The sequence below is a fragment of the Erythrobacter sp. AP23 genome, assembly GCF_001542855.1.
Taxonomy (GTDB): domain Bacteria; phylum Pseudomonadota; class Alphaproteobacteria; order Sphingomonadales; family Sphingomonadaceae; genus Qipengyuania.
Genome location: NZ_LNBY01000004.1, coordinates 38,614 through 56,264 on the forward strand (window position 1 = coordinate 38,614; position 17,651 = coordinate 56,264).

Annotated in this window: 18 protein-coding genes; 7 read left to right on the forward strand and 11 right to left on the reverse strand. The window is 63.7% G+C overall.

Translation table 11 applies throughout. The features are described 5' to 3' along the window. Positions 1–21: 21 nt before the first annotated feature. From ASS64_RS04565 to ASS64_RS04590, 6 genes are read right to left on the reverse strand one after another with little or no spacing between them, the layout of a single operon-like run. Positions 22–885 (reverse strand): protein-glutamate O-methyltransferase CheR, encoded by an 864-nt coding sequence (locus tag ASS64_RS04565; protein WP_067690624.1) that lies wholly within the window; start codon positions 883–885, stop codon positions 22–24. Next, complete coding sequence (cheB, locus tag ASS64_RS04570; RefSeq protein ID WP_234002326.1) at positions 876–1,973, reverse strand: chemotaxis-specific protein-glutamate methyltransferase CheB; 1,098 nt, start codon at positions 1,971–1,973, stop codon at positions 876–878. The genes ASS64_RS04565 and cheB overlap by 10 nt, the downstream gene beginning before the upstream one ends. Positions 1,974–1,984: 11 nt before the next feature. Next, positions 1,985–2,350, reverse strand: a complete 366-nt coding sequence (locus tag ASS64_RS04575; RefSeq protein WP_067690630.1) for a PleD family two-component system response regulator — start codon at positions 2,348–2,350, stop codon at positions 1,985–1,987. A 56-nt stretch (positions 2,351–2,406) separates the two neighbouring features. Next, positions 2,407–2,841: a chemotaxis protein CheW gene (locus ASS64_RS04580; protein ID WP_067690631.1), complete on the reverse strand. Its 435-nt coding sequence runs from the start codon at positions 2,839–2,841 to the stop codon at positions 2,407–2,409. After that, positions 2,838–5,225 carry a chemotaxis protein CheA gene (locus ASS64_RS04585; protein ID WP_067690633.1) on the reverse strand — a complete coding sequence of 796 codons (2,388 nt, stop codon included), beginning with the start codon at positions 5,223–5,225 and terminating at the stop codon, positions 2,838–2,840. Before ASS64_RS04585 ends, ASS64_RS04580 begins: the two co-directional genes overlap by 4 nt. A 51-nt stretch (positions 5,226–5,276) precedes the next feature. Then, positions 5,277–6,632, reverse strand: a complete 1,356-nt coding sequence (locus ASS64_RS04590) for an MATE family efflux transporter (protein ID WP_369815352.1) — start codon at positions 6,630–6,632, stop codon at positions 5,277–5,279. 131 nt (positions 6,633–6,763) lie between these two features. Here ASS64_RS04590 and ASS64_RS04595 point away from each other — a divergent pair, with 131 nt between their 5' ends. Together ASS64_RS04595 and ASS64_RS04600 are read left to right on the forward strand one after the other, a co-directional pair. Beyond that, positions 6,764–7,531, forward strand: coding sequence for a class II aldolase/adducin family protein (locus ASS64_RS04595; protein ID WP_067690638.1), 768 nt, complete (start codon positions 6,764–6,766; stop codon positions 7,529–7,531). Between the two features lie 25 nt (positions 7,532–7,556). Then, positions 7,557–8,099 carry a (2Fe-2S)-binding protein gene (locus tag ASS64_RS04600; protein ID WP_067690641.1) on the forward strand — a complete coding sequence of 181 codons (543 nt, stop codon included), beginning with the start codon at positions 7,557–7,559 and terminating at the stop codon, positions 8,097–8,099. Positions 8,100–8,102: 3 nt separating this feature from the next. On the opposite strand, the gene ASS64_RS04605 is transcribed toward ASS64_RS04600, so the two are convergent. Then, positions 8,103–10,220, reverse strand: coding sequence for a TonB-dependent siderophore receptor (locus ASS64_RS04605; RefSeq protein ID WP_067690644.1), 2,118 nt, complete (start codon positions 10,218–10,220; stop codon positions 8,103–8,105). Positions 10,221–10,382: 162 nt separating this feature from the next. On the opposite strand from ASS64_RS04605, the gene ASS64_RS04610 reads away from it, so the two are divergent. Further along, positions 10,383–10,727 (forward strand): arsenate reductase family protein, encoded by a 345-nt coding sequence (locus ASS64_RS04610; protein ID WP_067690647.1) that lies wholly within the window; start codon positions 10,383–10,385, stop codon positions 10,725–10,727. 4 nt (positions 10,728–10,731) lie between these two features. Here the strand turns inward: ASS64_RS04610 and ASS64_RS04615 are convergent, their stop codons facing one another. Then, positions 10,732–12,078, reverse strand: coding sequence for an MFS transporter (locus tag ASS64_RS04615; RefSeq protein ID WP_067690650.1), 1,347 nt, complete (start codon positions 12,076–12,078; stop codon positions 10,732–10,734). A gap of 121 nt (positions 12,079–12,199) precedes the next feature. On the opposite strand from ASS64_RS04615, the gene ASS64_RS04620 reads away from it, so the two are divergent. After that, positions 12,200–12,808, forward strand: coding sequence for a class I SAM-dependent methyltransferase (locus ASS64_RS04620; RefSeq protein ID WP_369815354.1), 609 nt, complete (start codon positions 12,200–12,202; stop codon positions 12,806–12,808). On the opposite strand, the gene ASS64_RS04625 is transcribed toward ASS64_RS04620, so the two are convergent. After that, positions 12,805–13,629 carry a glycerophosphoryl diester phosphodiesterase membrane domain-containing protein gene (locus ASS64_RS04625; protein ID WP_067690656.1) on the reverse strand — a complete coding sequence of 275 codons (825 nt, stop codon included), beginning with the start codon at positions 13,627–13,629 and terminating at the stop codon, positions 12,805–12,807. The two genes, ASS64_RS04620 and ASS64_RS04625, sit on opposite strands and share 4 nt — an antisense overlap. Before the next feature lie 59 nt (positions 13,630–13,688). On the opposite strand from ASS64_RS04625, the gene lipB reads away from it, so the two are divergent. Next, the gene (gene lipB / locus ASS64_RS04630; RefSeq protein WP_067690658.1) at positions 13,689–14,360 is read left to right on the forward strand and encodes a lipoyl(octanoyl) transferase LipB; all 672 of its coding nucleotides are present in this window, start codon (positions 13,689–13,691) and stop codon (positions 14,358–14,360) included. Next, positions 14,360–14,671: a hypothetical protein gene (locus ASS64_RS04635; protein ID WP_157075081.1), complete on the forward strand. Its 312-nt coding sequence runs from the start codon at positions 14,360–14,362 to the stop codon at positions 14,669–14,671. Before lipB ends, ASS64_RS04635 begins: the two co-directional genes overlap by 1 nt. Here ASS64_RS04635 and ASS64_RS04640 read toward each other — a convergent pair. Both ASS64_RS04640 and ASS64_RS04645 read right to left on the reverse strand, forming a co-directional pair. Next, a complete protein-coding gene (locus tag ASS64_RS04640) occupies positions 14,668–15,543 on the reverse strand; it encodes a CoA ester lyase (RefSeq protein WP_198147644.1) in 876 nt (291 codons plus the stop codon). The two genes, ASS64_RS04635 and ASS64_RS04640, sit on opposite strands and share 4 nt — an antisense overlap. A gap of 31 nt (positions 15,544–15,574) precedes the next feature. Then, positions 15,575–16,687 carry an alkene reductase gene (locus ASS64_RS04645; protein ID WP_067690664.1) on the reverse strand — a complete coding sequence of 371 codons (1,113 nt, stop codon included), beginning with the start codon at positions 16,685–16,687 and terminating at the stop codon, positions 15,575–15,577. Positions 16,688–16,741: 54 nt separating this feature from the next. Between ASS64_RS04645 and ASS64_RS04650 the strand changes: the two genes are divergently transcribed. After that, positions 16,742–17,650, forward strand: a complete 909-nt coding sequence (locus ASS64_RS04650; RefSeq protein ID WP_067690667.1) for a DMT family transporter — start codon at positions 16,742–16,744, stop codon at positions 17,648–17,650. Position 17,651: the final 1 nt, after the last annotated feature.

A 17,651-nucleotide genomic window follows, 5' to 3' on the forward strand; every position in this document is an offset into this window, starting at 1 on the left:
CCCGCAGCTGCCAAGGGCGATTCAGCAGGCTGCAGCCCGCAATCGCTGTTCGGCGCGCGAAACATTACCCATGATCGGAGAGTAGAGCGAGGATCCGAACTCGGAAGGTTTGAACTTGTCGGTCTGCCCAACCACCGTCTCGCCGGCACCCAGCATGAGCCACCCGTCGGCAGCGATCCCGCTGGCCAGCCTGTCGAAGGCTTTAGCCCTCGTCTCCGGGTCGAAATAGAGCAGTACGTTGCGACACATGACCAGGTCGAACCGGCCCGGCGCGGGCGGATAGTCGAGAATGTTGTGCTGCTGGAAGCGGATCATGGCACGAATCCTGTCCGCCGCCTGCCAGTGTCCCTCGTCCTCGGTGAAGAAGTTCAGCATCTGCGCGACGCTGATCCCACGCTGAATTTCGAACTGGGTATAGCGTCCGTTGCGTGCGGTCTCGATCGCCTTGTTCGACACGTCGGTGCCAAGGATTTCGATTCGCCAGTCCTTCCACCGATTGGGTTGTTCGGCAAAGATCATTGCGAGGCTGAGTGCTTCCTGGCCGGTCGAACAGCCGGCCGACCAGATCCTCAGCCGCTTCGTGCTTTCGCGCTTGCGTGCGAGATCGGGCAAGACCTGGTTCGACAGAGCCGAGAAATAGGAATGATCGCGAAAGAAATAGGTTTCGTTATTGAGCAGCGCTTCGACCACCCGCGTGGCGAGGCGATGCTCACTGGGGCGCTCGAGCATGCAGGCGAGCTGATCGACGTTCTCGATACCGAATTCGCGGAAGAGGCCGGACAGTGCGCCGGAGACACGCCAGCGACGGCCTTCGGTAAGTTGCTGCCCCGTACGCTGCGCAAGAAGGTCACCGATGATGCGGTGCGACGCGTCATCTACCGCCATGCGGCGGCTCCTGCGCTTGCAAGGAGGCGGTCCGCCAGTTCGGCCGGTGGCAGAACGGCCGCAGCCAGCCCAAGCTCGGTAACGGCACGCGGCATCCCCCATACCGCGCAGGTCTCGGCATTCTGCGCGTATATCGTGCCGCCCGCCGACACCACCGACTGGGCTCCGTCGGTACCATCGCGCCCCATGCCCGACAGCAGCACGCCGGCGACGTGCCCGTCATACGCCTCGGCAAGAGTTTCGAACATCGGGTCGACTGAAGGCGTACATCCGCTTTTTACCGGATGATAGGCCAGTCCGAGGACATGGTGTCCGCCCGATTTGCGCACCACCATGTGGCCATGCCCCGGCGCGATATAAATCTTGCCGCGCTCGATCTGAATGCCATCGTCGGCAAGGACCGCTTCGCGGCCCGCAGCCATCTCCATTTGCTGTGCGAAAACGGGGATGAAACTGGCAGGCAGATGTTGCGTGATCAGGATCGGCAGGTCGAAATTCTTCGGCACCTGACGCAGGAATAGATTAAGCGCGTGAATCCCGCCGGTCGACGCGCCGATGGCGACGAGCTGCGGCGGCTTGCCAATGCGATCGGCGGCGGTTTTCGCCACCGCGAGGCCTGCGGCATCGTCCGCCGTGTCACCCCTGAGCGCACGGATCTTGCCAAGAAGGGTGGAGCGATAGTCGTCGTTGAAGCCGCCCGGGCGCGGCTTGAGCATGGTGTCGGCGGCCCCCAGCGACAGCGCAGTGACCGTCGCCTCTGCTCCATCGGCGGTCAGCGAGGAAATAACCAACACCTGCGTATCGGGCGCCGATTGCATGATTTTGGGCAAGGCCGCCAAACCGCCCATGCCCGGCATCTCGAGGTCGAGAAGCATGACATCGGGCGTGGCCGTGGCGAGTTCGGCAAGGCCGCATTCCGCCGAATTGGCGGTCGCGACGATCCGCATATCGGGTTCCTGCTCGATCATGCGCGAGAAAACGGTGCGCACGGTCAGTGAATCGTCGACGATCATCACCCGCACGGGATCGCTGCATGGTCGGGTATCAGCGCCCGAGACTAAGGCATCGGAACGGAGGAGTGCGCCCATATCACGCCTCCTCAGGCCATGCCGACAAGCTGGAGCTTGATCTGCAAGGTTTCGTGATCGAACGGCTTCATGACGTATTCGTCCGCACCCGCGCTAATCGCCTCGCGAATGTGCGCGACGTCGTTTTCGGTGGTGCAGAACACGACCTTAGGCTTGTCGCCGCCATCGCGCTGGCGCAGCTGCGTGATGAACTCGATCCCCGTCATGACCGGCATGTTCCAGTCGAGCAGGATAACGTCGGGCATGTCTTCGGCGCATTTTTCAAGGCCTTCGCGGCCATTCTCGGCTTCCTCGACACTGAAGCCGAGCGTTTCGAGAATGTGGCGCGAAACCTTCCGGATGACGCGCGAATCATCGACGATAAGGCAGGATTTCATTGCAATGACCTCTGGTGTTTTCGAGTATCGTCTATCGGCGTTAGGTAACTAATCGCTTAAGCTGCCCGTGCGATGGGCCCCGATACCAACGCTTCGACATCGATGATGAGAGTGGGGCCGCCGTCCGTTTCCACCATTCCACGCGCGGCGGTCTGCCATCCGGCGCCGAAACCGCCGGGAACGGCGATCGGTTCGCTTCGGGCCTCGCCGACATCGTAGGCTGCATCTACCAGCAAGGCATAGGGATGGCCGTCGACCTGCACCACGGCAGCGCGCTGGCCGCGTACATCCTGCCGGCTATCGAAACCAAGGGCGACCTGACAGTCGATCACGGTCAGCGCCTGGCTGCGCAGAGCGGTGAGGCCGAGGATGAACGGGGCTACACCGGGTATGGGCGTGATCTCGTCGATTTCGATGACCGACTGAACTTCGGCCGCGGGAATTGCGGCACGACGCCCGGCGATCAGGCACATGAGAAGAAGTTCGTTCATGCTGTCTTCCCCATGCGGGCTTGCTTGAGCGCGTCGAGCAGCCCCTCTCGATCGTAACGATAAATGCTGTCGTTCCCGCTTCCATCCGCTTCGGGATCGGAGCGCAGGCGTATGACATGACGAGCACGGGCAGCGAGGGGCGTCTCGCTCTCGACGAGTTCGATCGCCACGTCGGTTTCTTCATCCTTGTCGGTCGACACCTTGTAGCCGGCCGCCGCGACCAGCGGCTCGAGGATCGTGCGCGCCCAATCGCTATCGGAGGGCAGGCGGCAGGAAACCGGCCGGGCGTGCGCGTTCGGCTTGCGGTGGTTGGCGAACAGCGCGTGCCCGTCGATCACCGGGACCGGCTGACCGCCGATCAGTGCGACGCCTTCGACGTGGGGATCGGCGCTCGACGGAACGATCTCGCCGTCCATTTCGGCGGCGTCGAGGACTTCGCGCACGGCATAGACGACCTCGCAATCGCCATCGGAGAGGCGCAGCAAGCGGCATTTCTCTTCGGGCAGCTCGCCATATTCGAGCCCGACGAGCGAGAATATCTCGCCGTCGATCACAGCCTGAGTGCGTGTGCCCTCGATGTCGATGGCGTCGCGGGCGATCGTATCGATCCGGCGGACCAGGTCCAGTCGGACTGCGCGGCGGCGACCATCGAGGCCGGTGAAGAGCATGATCGGATGCGTCTTGCGTTCTTCGACCGTATCTTCTTCGACAACCCGCGTGGCGCTGCGCATTTCGTTCGCGAGGTGGTGCTTCTGCGCGATGCTCGGCAGGTCGAGCAGCATCATGGGGCGTCCATCGTCGAGCAGGGTGGTGCCGGCATAGAAGCCGGTTTCCATGATCGCCGGCGCGATGGGTTTGACGACGACATCCTCGTGGTCGAAGACCCGGTCCACCGCGAGCGCGAATACATCGTTCGAGGCGAGGCGGACCAGGACCAGTGTCTTGCTTTCCCAGACGACTTCGGCGTTCGTTTCGGTGCCCAGTATCTCGCCCAGAGCAAGGCACGGCACGCGCATGCCGCGGAATGTCACGAGACGACGCTCGCCGGCTTGAGCGAATTCGACATGGTCGCTCGAACCGAAAACGATTTCCTCGACATAGCTGCGCGGAATTGCATAGCGCTGGCCGCCGCTACCCACAGTCAGCGCGGCGATAATGCTGAGCGTGAGCGGTAGCTTGAGATGAAAGCTGGTGCCTTCCCCGGGCTTGCTGGTCACATCGATCGATCCGCCGACGCGTTCGATATTGGCGCGCACCACATCCATGCCGACGCCGCGTCCGGAAACCGCGCTGACCGCATCGGCGGTCGAAAGGCCCGGTTCGAAGATAAGGTAGAGCCTGCGGCGCTCCGACATTTCGTCGATTTCCGACTGGCTGTAGATGCCCGCTGCAACCGCCTTGACCGCGAGCCGAGCCGTGTCGATGCCTCGCCCGTCGTCGCTGATCACCAGGGTGATCTGGTTGCCTGCCTGCCGCGCCGCGAATTTGAGCAAGCCGGTCTCGTGTTTGTCCGCCTTGATCCTCTCGCCGGGACCCTCGAGGCCGTGGTCGAGGGCGTTGCGGATGATATGTGTCAGCGGGTCGCGGACCATCTCGACCATTTCGCGATCGAGTTCGACCTCGCCGCCTTCGAATTCGACCGTGACCTGTTTGCCGAGCTCGTTCGAAAGGTCGCGAACGAGGCGCGGTAGCGAGCTGAACAGATGTTCGAGCCGCTGCATGCGCATACGCGTGATGGCACTACGGACATCGGCGAGGATGGTGCTCAGGCGATCGAAGGGGCCGTCGATGGTGGGCTGTTCCCCGGCCTCGCGCAGTCGCCGCGCCAGGTCGTTGCGGGCAAGAACCATGTCGGACACGCCCTTCATGACCTCGTCGAGCAGTTCGGTCGGGAGGCGGATCGAGCGCTGGACGCCGGGATTGCGCGCCGCCTTTTGAGCCGGGGCGTCCTCGGCGCTGGCATCCAGCGTCGGGGCAGCTTGTGCGGCGGGTGCGGAGACAGTCGCAACTTCGGCCTCACCCGGCTGCAGGGCGGCGATCAACTCGTCGTCGCCACCGTCGGAAAGTTCCTCGCCGGCTTCGATCGAATCGGTCATTTCGCTGATACGGTCGATAATCGCGAGAACGGCGGAAACCAGCGCGGCATCGGGCTCGCGGCGACCGGCGCGGCAATCGGCCAGCGCGTCTTCCGCTGCGTGGCTGAGTTTTTCCAGACGCGGGAAATCGAAGAAACCGCAATTGCCCTTCACGGTATGGACGAAACGAAAAATGGTATCGAGCCGCGCCTTGTCCGTCGGATCGGCTTCCCAGGCGACGATCTCGCCGCCGCTCGCTTCCAGCATTTCCCGGGTTTCCGCGACGAAATCCGCCAGCAGGTCATCCATGATACAAGGCCCCTCGTACGATCGCGAAAGGCTATGGACCAAGATGGTTAACTATTGGTTTGGCCAGGGGCGAGCATCTTCCGGCCCCGCACGCAGGACTTTCCAGACAACGAAAGCGGCCAAAATCCCGCCCGCGAGGTTGGCGACGAGTTCTGCCGCATAGATTGCGTCCGGCCCCCAGTCCGGGCGCAGGATCCAGCCGAAGGGGAGCATCACGAGAAACACGCGCGCCGCGCTCTGGCCAAGGGCGAAGCTGGCCTTGTCGACCGCATTGAGCGCGCCGTTGGCGAGGATCAGCAGGCCAAAACCCGTATAACCCCAGACCGAAATCTCGAGATACCGTGTGAACTGCTCGATGACCGCGGGATCTTCGGTAAAAAAGCGCGCGAACCATCCCCCGGTCGCATAGAGCAGGACCGCCGTGCCAAGGCCGTATCCGATGCAGAACAAGCCCGACCACCACATTGCCCGGCGCGACCGGTCGGCCCGGCGCGCGCCCCAGTTTTGGCCGACGATCGCCCCGATCGAACCGGACAGCGCGAGTAGCGGCACGACAGCGAAGCTCTGAAGCCTTCCTGCCGCGCCGAACCCGGCCACCGCAGCCTCGCCTTGGCTGGCGAGCAAGGCGGTCAGCACCGAAAGGCCTATCGGGTTGATCGCATTGGAAAAGGCGGCGGGGCCGGCGACCGACAGGATCGCCTTGCTCGATGCGCCGACATCGCATTCGCGGATCGCCGCGGGATGGATCTGCAGTTGCGCGCCCTTGATCAGCCACAGCGCGACGAGGATCGCGATGAAGAAACCCGCGATCGTCGCATAGGCCGCGCCCGCTACGCCGAAACCGCCGAAACCGAAGGCGCCGGTGATCAGGATCGGATCGAGCACCCAATTGGCAAGGGAATAGGTGATCGAAACGTAACTGGTCTTCCGTGCCTCTCCCTGTCCGCGCAGCACGCCGTTGAGCCCCATTTGCAACAGCATGACGGGAAGGCCTAGCGCATAGGGGCGCATGTACTCGCCGATCAGCGGGAGCAGTTGCTCGGATGCTTGCATCAGCCGGAACAGCGGGTCGAGCAGGACGTAGAGTGCCAGCCCCATGACGACGCCCGTTCCCAGCGCGAAGACCGCACCGAAATTCGCTCGCCGCTCCGCACGTGCGACATCGCCTTCGCCCAGCGCGCGGGCAATGACCGAATTGATTCCGACCATGACGCCGACGCCCAGGCTGGATAGTGCAATCGTAATCGGGAATATGAAGCTGACCGCGGCCAACTCCTTTGCCCCTAGCTGACCGATGAAATAGGCATCGATCAGACCGACCGACATGATCGCCGCGACGCCGAACACCATGGGCATGGTCTGGCCGAGGAGATGGCCGCGAATGCTGCCGCGGGTGAGTTTTGCCATCTCGCTCATCGGACGGGGCGTTAGCGGGCGACGACAAGCTTGCCTAGCATGAAGTCCTGCCTGCTTGCGGACCACGGCGTCCTCATGCGATACAGGTCTCGAAACAAAACCCCTTACGGAGAGACGACGCCATGGCCACACAGATGAAGTCCCGCGATTTCGAATGCAGCGATGCCGAGTGGCAGGCGCGGCAGGACCTGGCGGCATGCTATCGCATTTTCGAGCATCTCGGCTGGGGCGAAAGCATCTACAACCACATCTCGGTTGCCGTGCCCGGCGAGGACGACACCTTCCTCATCAACCCATTCGGCCTGCTCTATGACGAAGTGACAGCTTCGAACCTGGTCAAGATCGATGTCGAGGGCAACAATGTCGGCCCGTCGCAATATATGGTCAACAAGGCCGGCTTCACCCAGCATGCCTACTTCCACAAGCACCTGGGCGAACGCGCCAATGCGATCTGTCATGTGCACACCACTGCCACCATGGCGGTATGCAGTCACAAGGACGGGCTGGTGCCGACCAATTTCTACGCCTGCAATTTCCAGAACCAGATCGGCTATCACGATTTCGAAGGCGTCACGGTTCGCCCGGAAGAGGGCGAGCGGCTGGTCGAGAACCTTGGCGATCACTCGATCCTGATGCTGCGCAATCACGGGCCGGTGGTGATGGACAAGACCATCCCCGGCATGTTCGTGAAGATGTGGGCGCTGCAGCGCGCCTGCGAGATCCAGATCGCCACGCTTAGCCAAGGCGCGGCTAATGTCGTCCCGCAGGAGGTGGTCGACGTGCACCAGCGCGACCTGTCGGTGATGCAGTCGCAGGGCGGGGCCGGCGTGTTCGATTTCGAAGCGTGGAAACGCCGCGTGTCGAAGATCGACGACAGCTGGAAGTACTGAGCTCTAGCGCCAAGGCGCCCGCTGCATGACCAGCATGACCGTCAACGGGAAGCCGGTGCGCTTCCTGATGGACCCCGACACGCCGCTGCTGTGGGCACTGCGTGATGCGGCCAATCTGACGGGCACGAAATACGGCTGCGGCGAGGGCGATTGCGGGGCCTGCATGGTCCATGTCGATGGCGAGGCGCTGCGATCCTGCCTGATCACCATCGCCGAGGCCGAGGGCCGGTTCATTACGACGATCGAGGGGCTGAGCCGCGACCGGTCGCATCCGGTGCAGCAGGCAATGGTCGCAGAGCAGGCGATCCAGTGCGGCTATTGCACGCCGGGGATCGTCATGGCTGCCAGCGCCCTGCTGTCCAAGACCGCGGCGCCTTCCGACGAGGAAATCAAGGCCGCGATCCCGAACCTGTGCCGCTGCGGCGTCTATCCGCGTCTGGTCCGTGCGATGCAGCGGGCAGCCCGTGTGGCGCGCCGCAGCGAGACGATCAGCGCTGCGCCGGCACCCGGAATAAGCGCCGGGGACGCCGCGCGGGAAGTTCCCGCAATCAGCGCCCCCGACGATTAGCGGCTAGATTTCGAACCGCACACCGATCCGCGCGCTGAAGGGTTCGGCGGGCTGGATGTTGTTGTTGCCGTGCGCGCTCGGATAGTAGGTCTCGTCGAACAGGTTTTCGATGTTGAGCTGCACGCTGAGCCGCTCGCTGACCGTGTAATAGGCCGCCGCATCGACACGCCAGTAGCTCGGCAGTTCGACCGTGTTCGAGAAACTCGCGAACTGGTCCGACTGGTGGATCACGCCAAGGCCGAAGCCCAGCGCTTCGGTCACGTCGAAGCGGTTCCAGGCAGCGATCTGGTGCTTGGGCGTCTGCTGCAGGCGCTGACCGGCGGGGCCGAAGCGGCTGGCCGTACGCAATTCGCCGTCGAGATAGGTATAGCCGACGTTGGCCTTCCAGAAGTCGGTGATCTCGCCGACTGCACCGATCTCGAAGCCCTCGACGCGGCTCTCACCCGTCAGCGTGGTATTGCCGAGGCTGTCGGTGAAGGGCGTCCTGCTGCGATCGAGACGGAAGATCGCCGCCGTCACCAGCACCTTGTCGAGCGGTGCCCACTTGAGACCGAGTTCGTAATTGGTGAACTTTTCCGGTTCGAACTGGGCCGAGGTCGGGCTGAGCAGAAGGAACTGGTCGCCTGCCTGTGGCAGGAAGCTCTCCGCATAGGAGGCGTAGATCGACAAGTCCGCGTTCGGCTTGACGATCAGGCCGAGGCGCGGGCTGACCTTCTCGTCCACGCGGTCGCCTCTGATGCCGGTGTTCAGATTGACGGTCTCGAGATCGAAGCGATCCCAGCGCAGGCCGCCGACCAGTTCGATGTGATCGCCGATCTGGAGCTGCTCCTGGATGTAGAAGCTGAGCGTCTCGAGCTGCGAGTCGCGCGCACGCGCGCCGATGTTGAGCGCGAAGGGCGGCACGAAGATCGTATCGGCCAGCGGCGTTTCGTTCGGATCCAGCCCATTCGGGTCCGGCGCGCGGGTGAAGCTGACCGTGTCGCGACCGTTGAGGGTGTCCTGGCGGCTGGCCTCGAAGCCGAGCAGCAGGGTCGATTCGATCGTGTCGCTTCCGGTCTGCCAGACGAGGTTCCCCTGGCCGATCCAGTTTTCGCGATCGGTGTAGTCGCGATAGCCGCCGAGGAAGACGGTGTTCTCTACCGTATCGACGCCGGTCGGCAGGATGTTGGCATAGACCTTGTCGTAATCGGCATATTGCACTGTGGCATTGGCAGTCAGACCGCTGCCGAAGTCATGCTCGACACGAACGCGGCCGATATGTACCTGCGCTTCGGCCTCGTTGAAATCGCGATCGCCGAAGAAGGTGTCGTCGAAGCCGCGCAGCGGGCCGGTGCCGCCATCCGAGGGCACGCCACGATCGGTGACGCGCTTGTCGTCGTCATAGCTGTATGTGGCGATCAGCGTGGTCTGCGGACCCAACTGCGTGGTCAGCGTGGGCGAAATGCCGATGAACCGGCCTTCGTAAAAGTCGCGATGGCTGTCGAACTCTTCATAGGTTCCGTTGACGCGCAGCGCTAAGCTGTCGGACAGCGGCTGGTTGACGTCACCGAGCAGCGCGAAGGCGCCGAAGCTGTCGACCGAGGCCTCGCCCGAAATCGCCTGACCGGCAAGATCGGCGCGCTTGGACACGCGGTTGATCGCGCCGCCGCCCGCACCGCGACCGAAGATCAGCGCATTGGCGCCCTTGAGCACTTCGACGCGCTCGATGTTGTAGAGCGAGCGGTAGTATTGCGCATCGTCGCGCAGGCCGTCGATATAGAAGTCGGCGGTGGTTTCCTGGCCGCGAATGAAAACCTCGTCGCGGTGACCTTCGCCGGTTTCCATGCTGATGCCCGGGACATATCGCAGCGCTTCGTTCAGCTGGCGGATCGACTGATCCTCGAGCTGGTCTTCGGTGATGAAGCTGACGCCCTGCGGAACGTCGATCAGCGGGGTCGGTGTCTTGGTCGCGGTGGAGCCGTCCTCATTGTCGTAGCCCGTGCCGCGATCGCCGGTAACCACGATGTCGGTCGGCAGATAGTCGCGTTCGGGCTGCACGCTCTCATCGGCGTGGGCGGGGGTGGCGGCGAAGACGAAGGCGGCACCAGCGAGGAGCGCGGCGCGCGAAGAACGATCCCTCATGGAAGACTTTCTTATGTTGTGAGTGATTCTCAATCGATGCAGGCCTGCTATTGAGAGCCATTCGCACTTGCAAGTCTTGTCTGCATGAAAAAATCGCAAGCGTGACTTTCACTGATCGCAACACTCGCTTAGTCGTCGCCCGACACGGAGGAGATTAGGCTCATGAAAGCGACCATCTGGCACAACCCCAAATGCGGCACGTCACGCAAGACGCTCGCGATTCTCGAAAACCTTTCGAAGGTGGATGTGACGATAGTCGAATATCTCAAAGATCCGCCAAGCGCGGAAAAGCTCGCCCAGCTCTATACCGATGCGGGGATCACGCCACAGCAGGGCCTGCGCATGCGCGGGACCGATGCCGGGGAGCGTGGCCTCCCTGACGCAGATGACGCGACCGTGCTCGCCGCAATGGCGGCAGAACCGATCCTGATCGAACGCCCGCTGGTGGAAACCGAAAAGGGCGTTCGCCTGTGTCGCCCGCAGGATCGCGTTTTGGAAATCATCTAGGGCGTCAGCGCCTGTCTCGCGTCAGCATGCTGTCGGCCTGGAGCGCGCTCCACCCATATGCGAAAACGACTGCGCAAAGCGCGACGATCAGACCGAAGCCCAGCCAGTCCGAGACGTTGTACAGCAAGACGCCGAGCGCAGGGGCATAGATGAAACTCGCCCCTGCGACCGAGGCTGTGACGCCGCCCGCTTGGCCCTGCTCGGCGCGCGTGACCGCCAGCGATGTGCCCGACGTATTGCCGGGGCGAAACAGGCCGAATCCCAGCGAGGCGATCGAATAGCCGAGCGCGATCGTGTGCAGGTTCTGCCCCAGGCCCAACACAATCGTGCCGAGGGCCGCAATCGCAATGCCCCATAGCGATGCCGCGCGCGGGCCGAGATCGAGCCGCGGGATTAGCCCCCATTGGGCGAGCAGGGTGGCAATGGCGCCGGACATGAGGACGAGGCCGACCGGGCCTGCCCCGGCAGTCGGATCGCCGCGCAATCCGAGCCGGTCGAGCACGAGGAAGCCGGCAATTCCGAGAATCATTGCCTGGGCGTGCCCGCCGATCAGGCCCGATACGACCCATGGGCGCAGCCGCGGTTCGAACCAGCGCAATTTTGCCGGGGCGCTCTCGTCCTCTTCCTGCTCGTCCTTCGAAACCTCGGCGGTAGGACTGCCGGAATAGGGCGCGTCAAAGGCGCTGCCCCTGGCCGGGAATTGCGGCTCGTCATTGGGTAGCCGCAGACGCAGGGCGACCAGGGTGGCCGTCCCGATCAGCGCAAAGATCAGGAAGGGGCCGGCAAGACCGAAGAACGGAAGCACCATCAGCGGGGCGAGCGCAGGGCCGATGACCGTCCCCAGGCCGAAGCTGGACGCGATCAGCGAGAGGGCCTGCGTACGTTCCGATCGCGGGGTACGGCTGGCGACATAGGCCTGAACCGCGGGCGGAGCGGCGCTGCCGAAGCCGCCGTAGAGGCTTCTTGCCGTAGCGAAGAGCAGCAAGGCCCAGAATGCCGCGAGGAAGCCGGCGAGGCCCAGCCACAGTATGATTCCGCACAGCAGGAAACTGGCGATGAAACCGAGCATGCCGAGGGCCATCATCGCCTTGCGCCCGCGCCTGTCCGAGCGCTGTGCCCAGATCGGTGCGCAGATCACCCAAAGCAGAGCCGACCAGCTATAGGCGAGGCTGATCCAAACGTCCTCGACCCCCAGCGACGTTCCGATCGATGGCATTACCGACTGCATCGCGGTGTTCCCCGCAGCAGTGGTCAGCATCACCGCGAAGAGCAGCGCCATGCGCGCACGCGGGATGGCTCTCGGTCCTTCTCGTGGCGGCGCTGCAGAGCTGGTAGGGTCGACATCGGCCATCGCACCGGCGGTAGGCCGGTGCCCGTCAGCTTGCAATGGCGCAGCGGGCCTGCCAGACCGGCGGGCCAATGAAACAACCACAGGGTTTGCGATTTTGACCGGACAACAGGGCCTTGGTGTCATCGAGCGCACAAGCTTGCGCAAACGCGCGGCACGCTTTTTCGGCCAATGGGGCGTGTTCTTTCGCGGATTTCTCGAAGAGCCTCGCATGGTCGGCTCGATCATCCCCTCCTCGCGATTCACCATCCGCAAGATGCTGGCGCCGGTCGACTGGGAGCAGTGCGAAGTCTTCGTCGAATACGGGCCGGGCGTGGGTACCTTCTGCCAGCCCGTACTCGATCGGATGCGGCGCGATGCAACGCTGATCGTGATCGATACCAATCCGCTCTACATCGACTATCTGCGCAAGCACTTCCGCGACAGCCGGTTCCATGCGGTCCACGGCTCGGCGGCGGATGTCGTCGAGATCGTCAAGGCGCACGGCCACGACCATGCGGATTACGTCTTGTCGGGGCTGCCATTTTCGACGCTGCCCGAAGGGGTCGGCCCGGCGATTGCCAAGGCGACTCACGAAGTGATCCGCCCGGGCGGAGCATTTCTCGTCTACCAGTTCTCAGCCAAGGCGCGCGACCTCATGGCGAAGCACTTCCGCCGGATCGATCGCGGATTCGAGCCGTGGAACGTGCTCCCCTGCCAGCTTTTCTGGGGCTGGAAGGATCGTCGGGGCTAGTTGTTGGTCGGCGGAAGCGGTGCGGCCTTCAACCTGTTGAATTGGGTGTGCGCCGCGGCGAGAACGCAGGCAGTCACCACGATCATCGCCGCGCTGAGCAGCCCCGAAATGACTGCTTCGCCGAGCAATGCCGCCTGTTCACCCGCAAGGGCGAAGATCAGCCCCAGGACCAGCGAGATGACCGTCGACAGCACGATGAACGCGACGATCAAGAGCAGGTAGAAGAAGAACAGCCTTAGGCTGTTGCCGGCGGTCAACGACCATGACCTTTGCAACGCCTTGATGGGATTGAGTTCGCCCTCGATCGCGATTACCGGCGCCGCGAGTGAGAGCTTTGTCACGATGTAGCAGACCACCACGAATGCGATCACTGCCCCGAGTACTGCCAGCGCGCGCAATCCCGTAACGGCGCCGAGGCCAACGAGCAGGGTTACGGCAATCGCGATCAGGGCCGTTTGCAGCAGTTGAGCGCCGACATATGACGGGACCGATTTCGCGCCCGTCGACAAGGCCTCGCCCACGGTCGGATTGGCCCTTCGCCGTACCAGCGCCAGCATGGCCAGGAGCCCTGCGCCCTGTATCAGAGCAAGGATGAGGAATACCCACCAGTAGCTGGCGTAAAGATCGTTTATCGCGGCCATCATGGCATCGAAATTGCCGCTCGCCTGCGCATCTTCCAGATTTCCCATTTCGGGAAGCGCGATGGCAATCCCGGCGTTGGGCAAGAAGATGAACACACCGGCTATGACCGCCAGCAGTCCCAGATTGCGCGACATAAGCCCGGTTGTATCCTTCCAGGCGGTGTCGAGATCGAATTTCATTCAGTGGTACTCCCGTTTGCCCCTTGATAAGCGCTTCGCCAGTCGCCACGCAATCGCGCATGTCGCCCCATGTTCCCGAAACGATCGAGTGGCGCGCCGAGCAGAGCCGGATCGGCTATCGCGATGCGCTGAACGAAATGACAGACCGCAATCGCGCGATCGCCGAAGGGAAGGCGCGCGAAATGGTCTGGTTGCTGGAACACCCACCTGTTTATACCGCCGGCACCAGCGCCGACGCGGCTGAATTGCTCGATCCTCGCTTCGAGGTGGTGGAGGCTGGGCGTGGCGGGCGCTACACCTATCACGGGCCGGGCCAGCGCGTCGGCTATGTGATGCTCGATCTCAAGGAACGCGGCCGCGATGTACGCTGTTTCGTCCATTCGCTCGAGGGGTGGGTCATCGCGACCCTCGCCGATATCGGCGTCGAAAGCTGGCGGAGCGAGGGGCGGATCGGGATCTGGACGCGCGATATCGACGGAGGGGAAGCGAAGATCGGAGCGATCGGCGTGCGCGTGCGGCGCTGGGTAACGATGCACGGCTTTTCGGTGAACCTGGCCCCCGATCTGGCGCATTTCGCGGGAATCGTGCCGTGTGGAATCGAGGAATTCGGCGTTACCAGCCTCGCGCGGCTCGGAATCGATCTTGCACCCGCCGCATTCGATGAGGCATTGCAGGCCCGCTTCGGCGATTTCCTCGGGGCGCTTGAAGGAAAGGGCTGCGCACTGCCATGATGTCTAGACCCACCGCTGTGCTCCTCGCAGGAGCTTTGCTGCTCTCGGCCTGCGGAGGCGACAGGCCTGCCGAGGAGTCCGCTGCAGAGGCCGAGCGCGGCGCCAAGGGTGAGGTCATCGGCGGCACGATCAGCGATGAAATGATCCCGCTCGACCGGTTGCGGTCGCAGTCGCCACCGGTGCGCCAAGAGCAATCATCGTCATCCGCTGCGCCGACGAGCAGCGAGCAGATTTCACCCGAGCCGGAGCCCGAGAGCCTTTCCCTCTCCGATACAGAGGATGGGGCGGGCGAGGAACCCGCCGCGGATTAGTCTTCGCCGATCAGGCGCTTGGCGCGTTCGAGTTCGGCCCGGTCGACGAGCCGGTCGCCTATGGCCAGCGATGTCGCGCCGGGATTGGTGGCGAAGGCCGAGACGATCTTGAGCGCTTCGGAAACTTCGCTTTCGAGAGGAGCGAAGGCGGCATTGATCCCGGCGAGCTGCGAGGGATGAATGGCGAACATTCCCGTAAAGCCGTCGGCACGCGCGGTCTCGGCAATGCGGACCCCGGCGTCGGTATCGCGGATATCGCGAAAGGGGTGTTCGATTGCGCCGATCCCGCGGGCATGCGCGATGAGCAGCACTTGCGCGCGGACATAGGCCAAGGCGTCGCTCCAGCGCCCCGCCGGACCGCGCAAGCGCCGTGCGCCGAAGGTGTGGGCCAGGCTCACCGCATCCCACGTAAGCGCGGCGACGCGGGGATGGAGCTCGTCCGCCAACCGCCCGATCGCGAGCGCGCTGGCCGGGGTGGATCCCAGTTCGGGTAAGATGCAGGTGATGTTGGCCGCGATGCCGTGGCGGTCCTCGATCTCGTAAAGTACCGAGGCAAGTTGGCGAATGTCCTCCGATCCACGGCAATGCGACAGAACCACGCCATGCGGGGTACCTTCCATTGCGGCATCGAGATCTTCGCGCCAGTCGGCGGAATCCATCGCGCTGATCCGAACCCAACGTTCGAATTTGCGCGCAGCGACGACCTGTTCACGGTGCGATCGCAACCAGTTTGTCGCCTCGGTCCGCGCCTTTGCCCGGTGCGCGGGCGGCATTGCGCGCGCGAGATCCAGCACCACGGCATCGGCGCCCGACCCGGCTATCGAGTCGAGCGCCTTGTCGTTATCCGGCGGGACCAGGATCCACGAGCGCATCATCGTCTCCAGTCGAATGCCGCAGGGCGAATCACTCGGCCGCAGCGGGTTCTTGTTCGGTCAGCGTCGGGTAATCGATATAACCCTCCGGACCTTGACCATACCAGCTATGCGGTACGTTTACATTGGGTGCGATTTCGGCGCCGAAGCGGAATCGCCGGGGCAGGTCTGGATTGGAGATGAAATCGCGGCCCCAACTGACCGCGTCGGTCCGACCGGCCTCGATATCCGACACGGCCTGTTCGGGTGAGTAATCGCTGTTGAGGATGAGAGCGCCTGAATAGACCTGCCGGATGAGTGGGCTCTGCTTGGGCACCTCGGTGCTGCCGAAGGTTCCGTCGGGTCCCGGCTCGCGCAGTTCGAGGAAGGCCACGCCAAGCTCTTCGATCACCTTTGCCGCCGCGCCGAAGGTGACCGCCGGGTTGCTGTCGTCGCAGCCCTGCGTTTCGCCATTGGGCGAAAGGCGCACTCCGACGCGATTGGCCCCCCAGACGTCGATCAATGCGGTCAGGACCTCGCGCAGGAAGCGCGTCCGATTCTCCGGGCTACCGCCATACTCGTCCGTGCGAAGATTGGTGCTGTCGCGCAGAAACTGGTCGACGAGATAGCCATTGGCGCCATGAAGCTGGACGCCGTCGAAGCCGGCCTTTTTCGCGTTCTCGGCGGCGTGGCGATAGTCTTCGACGATCCGCTTGATGTCCTCGGTACTCGCCTCGCGTGCCTGTTCGTAATCCTTGCGACCTTCGAAAGTGTGCGCATGGCCGGGCGCGGTTGTCGCGCTGGCCGAGACCGGCGGTTTGCCGCCCAGGAACAGCGGGTGGACCAGGCGGCCCATATGCCACAGCTGAAGGACGATCAGCCCGCCTTCCTCGTGGACGGCATCGGTCACCTGCTTCCAGCCTTCGACCTGTTCCTCGCTCCAGATACCCGGGGCGGCGGGCCAGCCGAGTCCTTCCACGCTGATGCCGGTGGCTTCGGAAATGATCAGCCCTGCGCTTGCCCGCTGGCGATAGTAAGTCGCCATCATCTCGTTCGGCACCGATCCGGGCTGGGTCGAGCGACCGCGCGTAAGTGGCGCCATGAAGACGCGGTTCTTGGCTTCGAGGGCACCCATGGTGAGCGGCTGGAACAGGGTATCGTGCATGCGGGACAATTCCTTTTTGCTGGCGCGGCTTGGCCAGTGAGCTAGGTGCGGGCCATGGGCAGCGCAACCGCCACGCCGGACAAGAATGGCTTTCAGCCCGGTGCATGGCACTTTGCTGCGCTGATCGCCGGGAACGTCGCCCTGGCGCTGGGGCCGTGGCTCGTTCGCCTGGCCGATACCGGACCGGTCGCGGCCGCATTCTGGCGCCTGCTGCTACCGGTGCCGATCCTGGCCTTGCTCGCTTGGCGGGCACGCTCGGCGGCGCCGTTGGACCGGAAACTCGCGTTGCTGTGCGTGTTTGCCGGCGGGTTCTTTGCCCTCGATCTTGCCAGCTGGCATGTCGGGATCGAGCGGACACGCCTCGCCAATGCAGTTCTGTTCGGCAATTCGGGAGGCGTAATCCTGATGGTCTGGGGGCTTGTCGCAGCGCGCCGCGCACCTACGGGACAAGAGGCTGGGGGCGTGCTGGCGGCCCTGGCTGGTGCTGCGATTCTGCTTGGCCGTAGCCTTGAGATATCGGCAGCGACATTCGTCGGAGATCTGTTCTGTCTTGCCGCAGGGGTGTTCTATGCTTGCTACCTTCTGCCCGCCCAGCGCGCACGGACCGTACTCGGGCCGTGGATGGTCTTGCTGCTGGTGAGCCTATCGGCCTCGCCGCTGCTTTTCGGTATCGCGGTGGCGGCCGGCGAGCCCGTGCTGCCCGGTGCGGCGGGATGGACGCCGGTGCTGGTCCTCGCATTGAGCAGCCAGATCGTCGGACAGGGCCTGCTCGTCTTCTCCTTGCGCCACTTTTCGCCGCTTATCATCGGCATGGCGCTGCTGACGCAGCCCGCGATAGCGGCTCTTGTGGGCTGGTTCGCATTCGATGAGCTGCTGGTGCCGCTCGATGTGCTCGGCATGGTGCTTGTAGGTACGGCGCTGGTTCTGGCGCGAACACGCGGCAGGCTGGGGCGGGTTCGCTAGC

What these genes read in the sequence shown, in the direction of transcription:
- lipB (WP_067690658.1), top strand. Translation starts at nt 13,689, where the DNA reads ATGTCGCCCCATGTTCCCGAAACGATCGAGTGGCGCGCCGAGCAGAGC.
- ASS64_RS04615 (WP_067690650.1), bottom strand. Translation starts at nt 12,078, where the DNA reads ATGGCCGATGTCGACCCTACCAGCTCTGCAGCGCCGCCACGAGAAGGA.
- cheB (WP_234002326.1), bottom strand. Translation starts at nt 1,973, where the DNA reads ATGGGCGCACTCCTCCGTTCCGATGCCTTAGTCTCGGGCGCTGATACC.
- ASS64_RS04600 (WP_067690641.1), top strand. Translation starts at nt 7,557, where the DNA reads ATGACCAGCATGACCGTCAACGGGAAGCCGGTGCGCTTCCTGATGGAC.
- ASS64_RS04580 (WP_067690631.1), bottom strand. Translation starts at nt 2,841, where the DNA reads ATGAACGAACTTCTTCTCATGTGCCTGATCGCCGGGCGTCGTGCCGCA.
- ASS64_RS04565 (WP_067690624.1), bottom strand. Translation starts at nt 885, where the DNA reads ATGGCGGTAGATGACGCGTCGCACCGCATCATCGGTGACCTTCTTGCG.
- ASS64_RS04590 (WP_369815352.1), bottom strand. Translation starts at nt 6,632, where the DNA reads ATGGCAAAACTCACCCGCGGCAGCATTCGCGGCCATCTCCTCGGCCAG.
- ASS64_RS04635 (WP_157075081.1), top strand. Translation starts at nt 14,360, where the DNA reads ATGTCTAGACCCACCGCTGTGCTCCTCGCAGGAGCTTTGCTGCTCTCG.
- ASS64_RS04650 (WP_067690667.1), top strand. Translation starts at nt 16,742, where the DNA reads ATGGGCAGCGCAACCGCCACGCCGGACAAGAATGGCTTTCAGCCCGGT.
- ASS64_RS04645 (WP_067690664.1), bottom strand. Translation starts at nt 16,687, where the DNA reads ATGCACGATACCCTGTTCCAGCCGCTCACCATGGGTGCCCTCGAAGCC.
- ASS64_RS04575 (WP_067690630.1), bottom strand. Translation starts at nt 2,350, where the DNA reads ATGAAATCCTGCCTTATCGTCGATGATTCGCGCGTCATCCGGAAGGTT.
- ASS64_RS04625 (WP_067690656.1), bottom strand. Translation starts at nt 13,629, where the DNA reads ATGAAATTCGATCTCGACACCGCCTGGAAGGATACAACCGGGCTTATG.
- ASS64_RS04585 (WP_067690633.1), bottom strand. Translation starts at nt 5,225, where the DNA reads ATGGATGACCTGCTGGCGGATTTCGTCGCGGAAACCCGGGAAATGCTG.
- ASS64_RS04605 (WP_067690644.1), bottom strand. Translation starts at nt 10,220, where the DNA reads ATGAGGGATCGTTCTTCGCGCGCCGCGCTCCTCGCTGGTGCCGCCTTC.
- ASS64_RS04640 (WP_198147644.1), bottom strand. Translation starts at nt 15,543, where the DNA reads ATGCGCTCGTGGATCCTGGTCCCGCCGGATAACGACAAGGCGCTCGAC.
- ASS64_RS04610 (WP_067690647.1), top strand. Translation starts at nt 10,383, where the DNA reads ATGAAAGCGACCATCTGGCACAACCCCAAATGCGGCACGTCACGCAAG.
- ASS64_RS04595 (WP_067690638.1), top strand. Translation starts at nt 6,764, where the DNA reads ATGGCCACACAGATGAAGTCCCGCGATTTCGAATGCAGCGATGCCGAG.